A 12,392-nucleotide genomic window follows, 5' to 3' on the forward strand; every position below is an offset into this window, starting at 1 on the left:
AATCAAAAAAAGATAATTATGAAAACAGAAATATTTGAAATAAGAAATGCTAAAAATGATGAAATCGGGGGGGAGGTCTTAGGTCTTGATCTTCGGAATTTAACTCCTGACTCTCCGGAGTTAGTGGAAATCAGATCTGCTATTTATAGAAATAAGCTCATAGTTAGCTCATAGTTATCCGGAATCAGGAACTCACACCAGCGGAATATGTGGAATTCACACGGAAATTAGGTACTCCTCAGGTTTATTTTCAGGATAATTATCATCATCCTGATTTTCCGGAGATTTTTGTTTCCTCCAATATCAATGAGGATGGGGGAAAAGTCGGTGTGGCTGGTACTGGTCATTACTGGCATACTGACTGCCAGTTTCAACAGCAGCCATTATCCCTGACTTCGATATCTCCAATTATTATCCCTGAATCGATTAGAGCAACTTATTATATTGATATGGCAAAGGTATACCGTGCCCTACCAGATGAGCTTAAGTTACTTGTAGATGGAGCTACTATGATCCATGGAGGGAATAATCGCTATAAAGTTCAACCTTCAGACGTTGATAAATCATTACAGCAGCTGATTGATTATATGAATGAAATTGTGCCGCCGGTAAAACACCCTGCTGTGATTGAACATCCTGTAACCCGGGATAAAGCTCTTTATATGAGTAGTGGATTTACCATGGGGGGAATTGAAGGTCTGACTTATGAGGAAAATCAAAAAGCCATGCGGGCTTTATTTGATTTTATCGAAAGGGAAGAACACGTTCATACACACTCATGGGATAAAGGGGATATCATCATCTGGGATAATCGTTTTTTTTTACTGCACAAGTCTTCTGAGCTACCTCCTGGAGAAAAAAGCAAAAGTTACCGTATTGGAATTTATGATGCATATCCATTTTATACTGGACTTGAAGACTAAAGATTATGGAAATCGAAAGACACACATTGAATTTAAATCCCGGATCTATAGCTATAGATCCGGATTTTATAAAAAGAGTATTAAATCCATATAGGGAGCATACGACCTATCTTAAACAGGCTGTTTTTCATACAGAACCGGATAAGGCAATTCAGGGATTGAAGGTAACCGGAGATTTTGCTATAGCACAATCCTGTTATATTGATGATACGGGCCATTTTAATGCAGTAGAATACAATATTTGTTATAACCAGCTTGGTTGGTTAGTGTTTCTGGGGTATTGTATTAAAAATCAATTGATACCTGAGCTGAAAGATTATACAGAAGAAACTTTTTTCCATAAACAGCTAACTCATATCTTGATCGTCAAGATAAATTCATCTTTCAGTCAGCTATTAAACGCAAAAGGATTTTCTGGTACCTGGGGCATTACAGCTATTAAAAAAACTACGCAATGCACATTTCTGTATACCTATTGCAATTTCCAAGATATAAATGGAGGCTCTTCAAAAGGAGAAGTTGTATTGGGAATATTACCTGCAAAAGAAAAAAGCTAATCCAATAATATACCATGAAATCTCAAAATTCAAAAATAATAACAGACCAGATCAAAGGGGAATCGGGGGAGAGAAAGCGACAGCTGCTGACGGATTTTATCCGAAACTTGCTGGTTGAGTTTCTGGAATTGGATTCCATTGAAGATGTCGCTTTAGACCAGGATTTTATTGATCTTGGTACTAGCTCTACAGAAGCCGTTGCCTTTAAGATAAATAAAGCTGAAAAAAGTTATTAAGTTGTTCTTTTCGTACCACGCTTTTATTTGATTATCCCACACTGGATGTACTGGTTGATTATCTGATAATTGAAATAGGTCAGCAGGAAGTTGAAATTAAAGATCAGATAGAGGTAGATGTTTTGAAAACCTGCGAAACTAAGGTCTTTGCTAAAGAAAAGTTACCTGTACATGCTGTTGCCATTGTAGCAATGGAAGGTGCTTTTCCTGGCATAGCGGATAGCGATGGATTATGGGAACGGGTACACTCTGGAGAAAACGCAGTGTTTCCGCTTAAAGGTAAAGAGATGACATTGACTTACGGAGCGTTGGGGGATCCTGAATGGGATACCCTGCTGGATCTTTTGGATATAACATCAGCGGAATATTATAGCATGGAAAGACCGCTGAGATTATTTTATAAAGTCTTGGCCAGGGGGCGATGAATGATCATGCTATAAGCCTGAGCGCATTGTCTTCTCAGGTTACTGGTGTATTTATAGCTTCTTCACCAGACCACCCCGTTGACGGTGATTTTCCAGTAAAGCCTTATCAGATAACACTGTCCAATGCACTTTCTTTTCGCTTGAACCTGCAAGGGCCAAGTGAACAGGTAAATACCTTTTGTACCAGTGTATATGTAGCATTGCACAGGGCTGTACAGAGTATCAGGTCAGGAGAAATTACCCATGCAATAGTGGGAGGGATAAATCTTATTGAAGACGGGGTTTTTAAAAAAGCAGCCATGGCTGGATTATACGATGATTTGTTAAGTCCTGGGAATAGCACTAAAAGCTTTTGTCAGCATGCTGATGGTTTTGTACGTACAGAAGGTCTCGGCTTATTCATCCTTAAGCCATTACCACTTGCCGTGAGCGACGGAAATAAGATACTTGCGCTTGTCAGAGGTACTGCTGTTCATCATGGAGGGAGCGGTTTTTCAATAGAAGCTCCTAATGTGAAGGGGATGAAGTTTGTTATGGAAAGATGTATACAAGACTTCCGGAATAAATGTAGATACTATTGATTATGTAGAAGCCCATGGTATTGCTAATCCATTGGCAGATGCACTTGAACTTGGTGCAATTGATCATGTATACCGTTCCTTTTCTAATCAGAAAGATAAAAAATGGAGAGTTAGCAGTGTAAAGCCTAGTATAGGTCATCCGGAAATTGCAGCAGGTGCAGGCTCGATGCTAAAGGTTATTCAAGCAATGCAGCATGGCGTAATTCCTGGTAATCCTGGCATAACAACCTTGAATCAGGAGCTGCCAGATTCTCATTCGCTAATTATTGAACAGTATGCGACAGAGTGGAAGGTAGCGCAGTTTCCGCGAAGAGCTGCCTTGAATAGCTTTGCTATAGGTGGGGTCAATTCGCACGTTATCCTGGAACAATATACCCGCAATAATTTTATAGAGCAGGAAAAACTGCCGGATGATGAACAAGATGATGCGCTGCAAAAGCTAAGTGAGTATAGTCAGCCTCTTGATCCTTTGGTTTTGAAGTTATATTACACCGGCATATTCAGGCAATTTTCAATTTGGACCTTGAGGTAATTGATTGGTCCCGGTCTCCTGTTTATTATGGTTTCGACTCAATCAAAACGGTACAGTTAATCCGCAGGATCAATCAAAGTCTTGGTATAACTATTAAATTGGGGCAAGCACTATCACTGGATAGTTTTCAGGATTTTTTTGAGCTGGTAGAAAAGACCTATAAACTGAGAGATAGTAGCAAAGAAACTTTTCTGATAGGAAATAGCTCCTTTGATGAAACATTGCGGGGCTATCCCATTTCACAAGTTCAGAAAGGCTTATGGTATATACAGGAAAGTAACCCTGCTTCGAGTGGGTTTAATGTTCCGATAGCATTTAAGATTAAAGAATTTTTAAATAGAGACTTACTTTACCAGGCTTTTAAATCAGTATTACAAAAGTACCCCATTTTAACGGCTAATCTTGTTCAATATCATGATACTGATGAACTGACGCATCAGTTTTTACCCTTAGAACAGATTGCTGCGGCCCCTGTTGAAATAATTTTAAAACCAGGACAATCAATAACAGATGCTATGTTCTCCTTGCTTAGAGAGCCATTTGATCTGAAATCTGAACCATTGATCAAATGGTATTGGCTTTCAGAGGAGGATTCTGGTATTTCATATCTTTACTTTATTATTCATCATATCATCATTGATGGATTCTCAGGGATCAGGTTTATGCAGGTGTTCTGGGAGAATTATCACCTACTTTCTAAAGGTAATCCTTATCCAGTATCCGGAGAGCCAGACCTTGCCTTTTTTGATTATGTAAGATGGGAACAAACCTATTTGAATAGTAATCAGGCAATAGATGATTTGGTGTGGTGGAAGGAAAAAACTAGCTGGGATAGGTCAGCCTTCTGCTCTGCCTTATGACTACAGAGATGGTTTTGAAATGATTGGTGTGGGATGCGAAAAAACTATACTAACGGGGGATCGGCTGGTAAAGTTGAAAAATACGGCGAGAGAACTACAGGTAAACATTTCGACGCTTATACTGACTATATATAACATACTGCTATATAAAATTACCGGGGAAGAAGATATCGTGGTTAGCACTCCTGTCGGCGGTAGGCCTGAGCATGCTCATGAGCAAAGTGTAGGGTGTTATATTAATCTCATGATTAGCCGTAATCAGGTTTCTGAAGAAAAAAGTTTTGATTCTTTGCTGAAGGAAGTGCGTGATAACTTTAACCAGGGGCTTAATCATGCATTTTATCCTTTTACCAGGCTCACTTCGAGTTTGGGTATAAAAATAAATAGCGGTATAGAATCTCCTTTACCAATCTCCTATACTTACCAGAATATATTTGATGAAATCCTGGAGAACGAAGAGTTTAAAGGGGCTATTCAACCTTTTTTTGATGTTTATCAGGAGACTGAAGATCACTATACACTGGAAGTTTATGATTTTAGGGATTCACTTGAAATACAAATCAAATATCAGCGGAGTCTGTTTCAGGAAAAAAAAAAAACTATATGCCGGCATTTGCGCTATCTTGAGAAGTTAATACAAGATGTTATAGAAAACCCTCAGGCTAAGATTAAAGATTATGATATACTGGAATATCAGGAAAAGAAACAACTGACTCAGGAGTTTAATTATACGGACATAGATATACCTGATCTCTGTATTCATGAAATGATTGAAGAGCAGGCACGTCATTTTCCTGATAACGTTGCCTTGATTGATAGTGAATCTGGAAAAGTCATAACATACCGATCGTTAGCAGAGCAGAGTACACATATTGCCCGTTTTTTGCAAAGCCAGGGTGTTAAACCAGATGCCTTAATTGCATTGTCTATGGAGCGTTCTACTGATGCAATCATAACGCTATTAGGAATATTAAAGGCTGGCGGGGCCTATCTTTTTATAGACCCGCTCCATGAAGAAGAGAGAGTACAATTTATGCTGAAGGATGCTAAGGTAAAAATGCTCCTTACACAGGAACGGCTTATGGACAGATTAGCCATTGCAGTTAACAAAACATGTTTGTTATGGTCTGTAGATCAGATACTGAAAACTCCTCTTATATCGGTTCCGGTTCTGGAAAAAGCAGTACTTCCAGCTCATCTTGCCTATGTGATTTATACTTCGGGAAGTACTGGCAGACCCAAAGGTGTGATGATTGAACATCTTTCACTAGTCAACCTTTCTTTACACCTGGTGCGGCAGTATAAGATTGTTCCTTCTGATAGAATTCTTCAATTTGCTTCTTTGGCTTTTGATATGTCGGTTGAAGAGATTTTTCCCTGTTTGATTACTGGGGCTGGTATTGTAATCAGATCTGAACAGGACATAAATCCACCTGATTTTCACCGGGTAATCATCAGCAAAGGTGTAACTATACTCAATATCCCTCCTTTATTTTTTAATGTTATTGAAACATTGGATGATGACAAGCAAGAGGATCTGTTTGCCCAAATCAGGCTAATTTCAGTAGGAGGTGAGACGATGTCAGAAAAATATGGAGTAAGTTGCGGGCCTTAAAAAATGTACAATCATTTAATGCCTATGGCCCCACCGAATACACCGTAAATACAGCCATAGCCGAAGTCGGGGATTGCGGGCAACTCACGGTCGGTAAACCTATAGCAAATACAAAAGTCTATGTGCTTGGTAAAAATATGGAACTCTTACCTGTTGGCGTAAAAGGCGAACTCTATATAGCTGGAGCGGGTCTTACCAGAGGATATCTCAACAGAGATGAACTTAGCGCTGAAAAATTCTTTATTAATCCTTTCGGCAGGGGTAAGATTTATCGTACTGGTGATCGGGTACGCTGGCTTGATAATGGAAATTTACAGTTCTTAAATCGTCTGGATGACCAGGTTAAAATTCGGGGATATAGGGTGGAATTAGGTGAAATAGAGAATGTATTGGCTGAGTATGAGGGGATAAAGAAAGTTGTAGTAATTGCGAAAAACCAATCCGAGGGAAATATATTGATGGCTTTTTATCTTTCTGAAATAGAATATGATCCGGTTATGCTTCGTATTTACCTATTAAAAAAAGTACCAGAATATATGGTTCCAGTAAATTTCATCAAACTGGACGATATACCGCTTACACGCAATGGCAAAGCAGATCGCAAAGTCCTTGCTAGCCTATCCGTAAGTCATATTCTCCAAAAGAGTTATGTTCCTCCCGGGACAGCCATTGAAGAATCTATAGTAAAAATATGGGAGGATGAACTGGCTATAGAAAAGGTAGGTATAATGGATAATTTTTTCGACTTGGGAGGACATTCTCTGGTGGCAATCAGAATTGTGCTGCGGATCAACAAGACCTGGAAAGTAAATCTGCCAATAGGGGCTTTTTTAAAGGCGCTGAACATTCAGGAATTAGCCGACCTGGTAGAAAGAGCGGGTAATGGAAACGATGATGATATTTTGCATAGTTCTTATAAAGATGTAGCTCGTGGTGAGCCGAACGAAATACTTTCTGAATGTCTGATTACGCTGCGGACACCGGACAAAGATTCGGATAACGTCCCTGTTTTTGTTATTCCTGGTTTACCAGGACTTTGTGATGGGTATTATGGACTGGCAAAAAATATATATGGAACCGGGCGGGTATATGGTCTTCAAATGAAAGGACATCATCGTGATATGCCGAGTGGTGGCATCGGGGAAATGGCAGCACATAATATTGAACTGGTTAAGCAAGTTGTTAAAGCCGGGGCTGTAAAATTTTTCGCTCATAGCTACGGAGGAACAATTCTATATGAGATGCTCAAAAAACTCGAATTAAGTGATATTTCTGTCGTCGAAATCGTCATGATAGATTGTAGTTTATCTGCTGATATTAATGGAAAAAATATAGATGATATCATGCTTTTTTGTACTGTTCTGTTTCAGGAAATTCATTTAAAAGAACGAAATAAAATTCTTCAAAAGATTCAGGATATTTTGAGAGCTGAGCCAGAATCCACATGGGAGAACCACATCGAAAAGTTAATTGTCGAAAAAGAACTCCATAAAGAAGCTCTTATTTTTGCTCAATGCTGGAAAGTAGTGGAAGCTTCTTTATCTGTACAATACGCTTATCCATATGGTAGATTGCCTTATGCTTTAAAATTGATAATTGCTGAGGAGAGTAAAGACTGGTTAAAGGCTGATTCATGGAATCCTTATTTTAATAAAATAGATGTTTACCATGCCAAAGGAGATCATCTATCTATAATCAGACCACCTTTTTGTAATCTTTGGTTAAAGGATCTGTAGTTAGTATCTACTTCAATATTTCCACTCATCAAAAACGGCCAGAAAATATTTGATTTGCTGGCTGTTTTTGGTGGTTTTTTTTATAAAACCTTTTTCTGATTGGCGTGCATACTGGTCGCATAATCAGTTGGGGACATTCCAAACTGTTTGGCGAAAATGCGTCCAAAATGAGTCTGAGAACTATAGCCAACCATTTCTGAAATCTCGTAAATTTTAAAGACGCCCTCATTGAGTAATTCTGCTGCTTTTTTTAACCTGGCCAGGTTGATAAGTTCATTTGGGGAAAGGTTGGAAATAGATTTTATTTTCCGGTACAGCGTTGGCCTGCTCATATTCATGTGATCAGTCAAAAGGTCTACATCTAATTTTGGGTTGCTAATACCTTGATCTATAATTGTCTGTATTTTTTTTAAGAATAACTCATCTGCTTTGGAGTAGGCGAGGCTCTTGATGTGGAGCAGAGGAGAGCTTGAAAAATAGGCTTTAATTTTATTCCGGTTGGCAATTAAGCTTGAAGCCTGTACCTGTAAGAATTCCGGAGATGGGTTTTTTTTCAATATAAACATCTGCACCGAGTTCCAATCCTTCGATCTTAGATTGTAAGCTATTTTTGGCTGTCAGCAGGATAACAGGAATATGACTGAATTCTATCCCTGATTTTATTCTTCTGCAGAATTCGAAACCATCCATTTTAGGCATCATTACATCACTGATTACCAGATGAACAATTTCTTTTTCAGATATCAAGACCTTCAAGACCGTTTGAGGCAATAAGAATTTTGAACTTTTCGCTCAGGTCATCCGATATAAAATCAAGGATTTCTTCGTGATCATCAACAAGAAGAATAACCGGTTTTTCCAGGATATTACCTGATTTATTTAGTGCGGAGTTTAAATCTTTTTCCATTTTCCTTTTAAGTTGAACTCAATCATTTGATGAATGGGGAACACAGCTACCAATATATTACCATCAATATTATTATCTTCCAGTTTAAGAGAGCCTTTGTGTAGTTCTGTAAGTGATTTTGCAATGGACAAACCGATGCCTGTTCCTTGTTTTATTTCGGCTTCCTTTGTCCTGAAAAATGGCTCGAAAACCTTATGTTTCAGTTCCGGGGCGATCTTATTTCCATCATTCTGAATACGGACTGTGAACTGATCCTGCTGTTCATTTACCGTAAGCGTTACTTTTACAGTTTGTTTACCATACTTGATCGCGTTATCCACCAAATTACTACTAATTATTTTATAAAAGGCTTCCAGGTCGATGTAAGCATAGAGAGCTTCTTCTGGTAAAATAGTCTCGTAACCAATCTCTTTCTGCTCGGCAGCAAGCAAAAACTGCAAATTTACGTCGTAAAGGATCTCAGAGATATTCGCTTTAACGAAATTTAAAGAGAATCCATGAATCTCAGTTTTCCTGAAATCCAGAAGCTGATTAGTCAGGTTCAGTAAACGGTCAGTATTACGGTCCATAATCTTCAGATTCTTTTCAAACGCAGGGACTTCTCCAGCAGATTTTGATCATTTTCTCCATTGGTCCTTTAATCAGCGTAAGCGGCGTCCGTATTTCGTGTGCTACATTGGTGAAGAATTCGATTTTTGCCTGGTAGATCTCCTTTTCTTTTTCATGTTCAAAGATTTCCATCCGCCTGTTGTTTTTATGCTGAATTCTTTTGTGGTATTGTCTGATTACAAGGACAATTAAACCAATAAAGAGCAGCGCGTATATTAACCAGGCGCCGGGCTTTTCCAAAAAGGTGGAAGTACTATAATTAACAGTTTAATATTGTTTTTACTCCATTCTCTACTGCCCTGGATCATTGCTTTTGCTTCAAAGACATATTCTCCCGGTGCGAGTTTTGTGAAGTATATTTTTCTGTTTGTTTTTAGATATTGCCAATCGTTAAACAGTCCGCTTATTTTATAAGCATATTCAGTTTTTTCAGGAGAGAAATAGCTTAATGCAGCAAAATCTATGTTAAAAGAAGACTGACTGTTTTTTAGAATAATCTTATTGGTATATAAGATGGATTTCTGCAAGACAGAATCTTCTTTTTTTGACTGCTGTTCTGTATTGTCAACCTTAAAGCCTGTTAAGAATAAAGGGGCAGTTTTAGAAGTGGTACTCAGTTGGTTTGGAAGAAAACTGATTAAGCCTTTTACACTTCCAAAATACATTCTGCCATCCGTATCTTTAAAAGATGAGCTATAGTTAAACTGATCAGTGAGTAAGCCGTCTGTTTTTTTTTTGTATAAACTTTGAAATTCTTTTTAAGTGGGTCAAAACAGACAAGCCCGCGGGTACTGCTGATCCATAATTTATATTGATCATCTTCCAGAATATTAAAAAGAAAATTACCTGGCATCCCATTTTTCACAGTATAGGATTCAAAACCACCTGTTCTTTTGTTAAATAGCGATAAACCACCACCATCTGTAGTAATCCAGAGATTCTTTTTACTATCCTGAAAAATGCAGTTTATGGTATTATTGGGCAGACTATTACCTTGTTTACTATCATTCCTGTAATTTTTATAACTACTGTTACCAAGCCTGAAGCTGAAAAGTCCGTCATTAAAACTTCCGACCCAGATCGTTCCTTCTGCATCTTCTTTGAGATTGTTAAAGAAGAGGAAAGGTAAGCCCGGTACAGGATCAAAGTCATCCTTTTGGCGGTTGTAAGTATAAATTCCTTTCGTGGTCGCAATAATAATTTCGCCAGCCCTGGTTTTATATAAACTTAGATGAAATCTGATTGGAGCAAACTTCCCTTACGCATGTGGTAGTGTTTGATAATCAAACCAGTGTTGATGTTCATCACATCGAGACCATGTTCAAAAGTACCTATCCAAAGGTGATCACCATCAGTAAGAAGGCCATGAATATTATAATGCGCAATGGTCTTCTTACTGCCATCAGGGAAATAGGATACAAATTTACCGCTTTCGGGGACTAATTTGTTGAGTCCGGCATCTTCAGTCCCAATCCATAAATTGCCGTTCTGGTCTTTACAGATTTCCCTGACGTCATTTCCACTAATGGAGTTTTCCTGCAGTGTAGGAAAATATTTGGTGAAAATGGAAGATTGGGCAGCATAATAGTTCATTCCGCCAAAATAAGTTCCGGCCCACATTCCGCCATCCGTATCTCTGCAAAGGGAATAAATTGCGTTGTCGGATAAGGAATAGGGGTTGCTGTTCTGTTTTTTCAAATGAACCAGTTTCTGGCTTTGATGGTTATAATATAAAGACCGGATTCTGTGCCAATCCAATACTCCTGGTCATTCAACTTTTTTATTGCCCGGACAAAAATGTGAGTTTTGTCCTTATTCATGACAATCAGGTCTTTTAGCACATTTGTTTTAAGATCGAATAATTTGATCCCCTGGTTTACAGTACCAATAATGAGCTGCTGATCATTTGTTTCTTCGATTGCAGAGATCCAGCCCATTGCTATAGTTTTCTTTGGAGCGGTTAGGTTCAGAATTTCAAAAGTTCGGGAGGTCTTGTTGTATTTACCGATATAACCATCCGGGCTGCTCACCAGAATTTCGCCATTTGCACGGCAATAGATATAAGTCGGTACGAATGACTTGTTGAGCAAAACCAAAGAAAACCTTTTTTGGACCAGGCTATAAGTATATACCTTCCCTGAGGAGAGCACCCATAAATTACCTTCATGATCGAGCGTGAGCACTGCTATGCCCAGTTTTTTTGTCTCTTTGATCAGTGTGAAAGATTCGTTGACAGACAGCATTGTAATGATATAACCCCTGATCTGTACCTACCCATAAGCTGGCTGGTTTGTCACTGAGTAATGAATGAACCTTATCATTGCCCAAACTTCTCGGATTTGAAGGGTCATGACGATAAGTTTTGAAAGAATAACCATCAAACCTGTTGAGTCCGTCTTTTGTCCCCATCCACATCAAACCACTATGATCCTGAGTACTGCAAAACACACTATTGTTGGAGAGGGCATTCTCTACCTGGTAATGTTTAAAGTAATAAGGCTGTGCCTGTAACATCTTGGCAGACAGTAATAAGAAGAATAAGGTTAGAATTCTCAATTTGATTTATCGTTATCTCAAATATATCATTAATTATAAAGCTGAATCGATTTTATATCTAAACCTTTTAGAGTTGCACGTAACAAAAAATAGAGACAAATTGAAGAATTATTGATACAAACGCGTGAAACAACCAAAAGCTAAAAACCTAATATTTGATTGAACCTGGGTAGAACGAGCTGATTATCCGGGTACACCTAACCAAATATAAAATCTTTATGGAAAAAAGTCTACATGCTTATTGCAGAAGGGTGTGCTTAAAGCAGTATCAGCTTAAAGCTTTTATCTTCTGTATTTCCCTTCTTTTCTACCTGACCAGTACCGCACAAACGAGCAATGTAAGCGGAACGGTGACGGATGAGCAAGGACAAACACTAATTGGTGTTACCGTAAAAGTTAAGGATACAAAAATTGGCGTAATGTCTGATGTGAAAGGTGAATTTAAAATTGCCGTTCCGGATAAAAATGCAGTTTTAGTATTTGCTTACATCGGATACAACACCACAGAAATTCCTTTAAATGGACAAACTGAGCTGAACGTTAAATTGAAAGATCACAACAATGCTCTTCAGGAGATCGTGGTCACAGGATATGGTTCACAGAAAAGAGAATCCATTACCGGGGCGATTTCATCTGTAACCAGTAAAGATATAGAGCGGGTACATGGTGGATCTACGTAAGTACGGCGCTGGCAGGAAAGATTCCGGGAGTTACCTTCCGGATGACAGATGGCCGGCCGGGAGCAAGCGCCAGTATTCAAATCCGTAATATGGGCCGTCCACTATATGTTATTGACGGGATTCAGCAGGAGGAGCAGCAGTTTTTAATAACATTGCGCCAAATGATATTGAAAGT

At 38.6% G+C, this 12,392-nt stretch carries 19 protein-coding genes and 3 pseudogenes; 11 read left to right on the forward strand and 11 right to left on the reverse strand.

Going from position 1 to position 12,392, the window contains the following annotated elements; genetic code table 11:
• Positions 1-18 precede the first annotated feature (18 nt).
• The 9 genes and pseudogenes from ACWYN3_RS02430 to ACWYN3_RS02470 all read left to right on the forward strand — a co-directional run.
• The gene (locus tag ACWYN3_RS02430; protein WP_456219708.1) at positions 19-174 is read left to right on the forward strand and encodes a hypothetical protein; all 156 of its coding nucleotides are present in this window, start codon (positions 19-21) and stop codon (positions 172-174) included.
• A gap of 35 nt (positions 175-209) precedes the next feature.
• Positions 210-923, forward strand: a complete 714-nt coding sequence (locus ACWYN3_RS02435) for a TauD/TfdA dioxygenase family protein (protein WP_456219709.1) — start codon at positions 210-212, stop codon at positions 921-923.
• Positions 924-928: 5 nt separating this feature from the next.
• The gene (locus ACWYN3_RS02440; protein WP_456219710.1) at positions 929-1,480 is read left to right on the forward strand and encodes an FcoT family thioesterase; all 552 of its coding nucleotides are present in this window, start codon (positions 929-931) and stop codon (positions 1,478-1,480) included.
• Positions 1,481-1,494: 14 nt separating this feature from the next.
• Positions 1,495-1,716, forward strand: a complete 222-nt coding sequence (locus ACWYN3_RS02445; protein ID WP_456219711.1) for a hypothetical protein — start codon at positions 1,495-1,497, stop codon at positions 1,714-1,716.
• 122 nt (positions 1,717-1,838) lie between these two features.
• Positions 1,839-2,141 carry a hypothetical protein gene (locus ACWYN3_RS02450; RefSeq protein ID WP_456219712.1) on the forward strand — a complete coding sequence of 101 codons (303 nt, stop codon included), beginning with the start codon at positions 1,839-1,841 and terminating at the stop codon, positions 2,139-2,141.
• Positions 2,138-2,722 (forward strand): beta-ketoacyl synthase N-terminal-like domain-containing protein, encoded by a 585-nt coding sequence (locus ACWYN3_RS02455; RefSeq protein ID WP_456219713.1) that lies wholly within the window; start codon positions 2,138-2,140, stop codon positions 2,720-2,722. Before ACWYN3_RS02450 ends, ACWYN3_RS02455 begins: the two co-directional genes overlap by 4 nt.
• Positions 2,670-3,254: a hypothetical protein gene (locus ACWYN3_RS02460; protein WP_456219714.1), complete on the forward strand. Its 585-nt coding sequence runs from the start codon at positions 2,670-2,672 to the stop codon at positions 3,252-3,254. Before ACWYN3_RS02455 ends, ACWYN3_RS02460 begins: the two co-directional genes overlap by 53 nt.
• The gene (locus tag ACWYN3_RS02465; RefSeq protein ID WP_456219715.1) at positions 3,239-4,114 is read left to right on the forward strand and encodes a condensation domain-containing protein; all 876 of its coding nucleotides are present in this window, start codon (positions 3,239-3,241) and stop codon (positions 4,112-4,114) included. The genes ACWYN3_RS02460 and ACWYN3_RS02465 overlap by 16 nt, the downstream gene beginning before the upstream one ends.
• Positions 4,115-4,147: 33 nt before the next feature.
• Positions 4,148-7,462: pseudogene (locus tag ACWYN3_RS02470) on the forward strand (AMP-binding protein); the annotation flags it as partial.
• A gap of 83 nt (positions 7,463-7,545) precedes the next feature.
• Here the strand turns inward: ACWYN3_RS02470 and ACWYN3_RS02475 are convergent.
• The 11 genes and pseudogenes from ACWYN3_RS02475 to ACWYN3_RS02525 form a co-directional block, all read right to left on the reverse strand.
• The gene (locus ACWYN3_RS02475; protein ID WP_456219716.1) at positions 7,546-8,031 is read right to left on the reverse strand and encodes a helix-turn-helix domain-containing protein; all 486 of its coding nucleotides are present in this window, start codon (positions 8,029-8,031) and stop codon (positions 7,546-7,548) included.
• A complete protein-coding gene (locus tag ACWYN3_RS02480) occupies positions 7,955-8,167 on the reverse strand; it encodes a response regulator (RefSeq protein ID WP_456222851.1) in 213 nt (70 codons plus the stop codon). Before ACWYN3_RS02480 ends, ACWYN3_RS02475 begins: the two co-directional genes overlap by 77 nt.
• A 34-nt stretch (positions 8,168-8,201) precedes the next feature.
• A complete protein-coding gene (locus tag ACWYN3_RS02485; protein WP_456219717.1) occupies positions 8,202-8,372 on the reverse strand; it encodes a hypothetical protein in 171 nt (56 codons plus the stop codon).
• Positions 8,357-8,941 (reverse strand): sensor histidine kinase, encoded by a 585-nt coding sequence (locus ACWYN3_RS02490; RefSeq protein WP_456219718.1) that lies wholly within the window; start codon positions 8,939-8,941, stop codon positions 8,357-8,359. Before ACWYN3_RS02490 ends, ACWYN3_RS02485 begins: the two co-directional genes overlap by 16 nt.
• A 16-nt stretch (positions 8,942-8,957) precedes the next feature.
• Complete coding sequence (locus ACWYN3_RS02495; RefSeq protein WP_456219719.1) at positions 8,958-9,113, reverse strand: histidine kinase dimerization/phospho-acceptor domain-containing protein; 156 nt, start codon at positions 9,111-9,113, stop codon at positions 8,958-8,960.
• An 83-nt stretch (positions 9,114-9,196) separates the two neighbouring features.
• On the reverse strand, positions 9,197-9,646 hold the full coding sequence (locus tag ACWYN3_RS02500; RefSeq protein WP_456219720.1) for a triple tyrosine motif-containing protein: 450 nt from the start codon (positions 9,644-9,646) through the stop codon (positions 9,197-9,199).
• The gene (locus ACWYN3_RS02505; RefSeq protein ID WP_456219721.1) at positions 9,628-9,834 is read right to left on the reverse strand and encodes a hypothetical protein; all 207 of its coding nucleotides are present in this window, start codon (positions 9,832-9,834) and stop codon (positions 9,628-9,630) included. The genes ACWYN3_RS02500 and ACWYN3_RS02505 overlap by 19 nt, the downstream gene beginning before the upstream one ends.
• Before the next feature lie 72 nt (positions 9,835-9,906).
• A pseudogene (locus ACWYN3_RS02510) lies at positions 9,907-10,224 on the reverse strand (two-component regulator propeller domain-containing protein); the annotation flags it as partial.
• Entirely contained in the window at positions 10,209-10,679 is a 471-nt protein-coding gene (locus tag ACWYN3_RS02515) for a ligand-binding sensor domain-containing protein (protein WP_456219722.1), read from the reverse strand. The gene ACWYN3_RS02515 and the pseudogene ACWYN3_RS02510, both read right to left, overlap by 16 nt.
• Positions 10,676-11,164 carry a hypothetical protein gene (locus ACWYN3_RS02520; RefSeq protein WP_456219723.1) on the reverse strand — a complete coding sequence of 163 codons (489 nt, stop codon included), beginning with the start codon at positions 11,162-11,164 and terminating at the stop codon, positions 10,676-10,678. The genes ACWYN3_RS02515 and ACWYN3_RS02520 overlap by 4 nt, the downstream gene beginning before the upstream one ends.
• Positions 11,145-11,495, reverse strand: a complete 351-nt coding sequence (locus ACWYN3_RS02525; protein WP_456219724.1) for a ligand-binding sensor domain-containing protein — start codon at positions 11,493-11,495, stop codon at positions 11,145-11,147. Before ACWYN3_RS02525 ends, ACWYN3_RS02520 begins: the two co-directional genes overlap by 20 nt.
• 260 nt (positions 11,496-11,755) lie before the next feature.
• Between ACWYN3_RS02525 and ACWYN3_RS02530 the strand changes: the two genes are divergently transcribed.
• Entirely contained in the window at positions 11,756-12,217 is a 462-nt protein-coding gene (locus tag ACWYN3_RS02530) for a carboxypeptidase-like regulatory domain-containing protein (protein ID WP_456219725.1), read from the forward strand.
• Between the two features lie 41 nt (positions 12,218-12,258).
• Positions 12,259-12,392, forward strand: a pseudogene (locus tag ACWYN3_RS02535) (TonB-dependent receptor plug domain-containing protein); the annotation flags it as partial.

The organism is Pedobacter sp. NJ-S-72 (genome assembly GCF_053890575.1).

Excerpts from the sequence above, each read along its gene's own strand:
- ACWYN3_RS02430 (WP_456219708.1), top strand. The coding sequence starts at position 19 with ATGAAAACAGAAATATTTGAAATAAGAAATGCTAAAAATGATGAAATC.
- ACWYN3_RS02490 (WP_456219718.1), bottom strand. The coding sequence starts at position 8,941 with ATGGACCGTAATACTGACCGTTTACTGAACCTGACTAATCAGCTTCTG.
- ACWYN3_RS02525 (WP_456219724.1), bottom strand. The coding sequence starts at position 11,495 with ATGTTACAGGCACAGCCTTATTACTTTAAACATTACCAGGTAGAGAAT.
- ACWYN3_RS02505 (WP_456219721.1), bottom strand. The coding sequence starts at position 9,834 with ATGCCAGGTAATTTTCTTTTTAATATTCTGGAAGATGATCAATATAAA.
- ACWYN3_RS02440 (WP_456219710.1), top strand. The coding sequence starts at position 929 with ATGGAAATCGAAAGACACACATTGAATTTAAATCCCGGATCTATAGCT.
- ACWYN3_RS02495 (WP_456219719.1), bottom strand. The coding sequence starts at position 9,113 with ATGGAAATCTTTGAACATGAAAAAGAAAAGGAGATCTACCAGGCAAAA.
- ACWYN3_RS02530 (WP_456219725.1), top strand. The coding sequence starts at position 11,756 with ATGGAAAAAAGTCTACATGCTTATTGCAGAAGGGTGTGCTTAAAGCAG.
- ACWYN3_RS02480 (WP_456222851.1), bottom strand. The coding sequence starts at position 8,167 with ATGATGCCTAAAATGGATGGTTTCGAATTCTGCAGAAGAATAAAATCA.
- ACWYN3_RS02485 (WP_456219717.1), bottom strand. The coding sequence starts at position 8,372 with ATGGAAAAAGATTTAAACTCCGCACTAAATAAATCAGGTAATATCCTG.
- ACWYN3_RS02455 (WP_456219713.1), top strand. The coding sequence starts at position 2,138 with ATGAATGATCATGCTATAAGCCTGAGCGCATTGTCTTCTCAGGTTACT.
- ACWYN3_RS02500 (WP_456219720.1), bottom strand. The coding sequence starts at position 9,646 with ATGTATTTTGGAAGTGTAAAAGGCTTAATCAGTTTTCTTCCAAACCAA.
- ACWYN3_RS02445 (WP_456219711.1), top strand. The coding sequence starts at position 1,495 with ATGAAATCTCAAAATTCAAAAATAATAACAGACCAGATCAAAGGGGAA.
- ACWYN3_RS02475 (WP_456219716.1), bottom strand. The coding sequence starts at position 8,031 with ATGTTTATATTGAAAAAAAACCCATCTCCGGAATTCTTACAGGTACAG.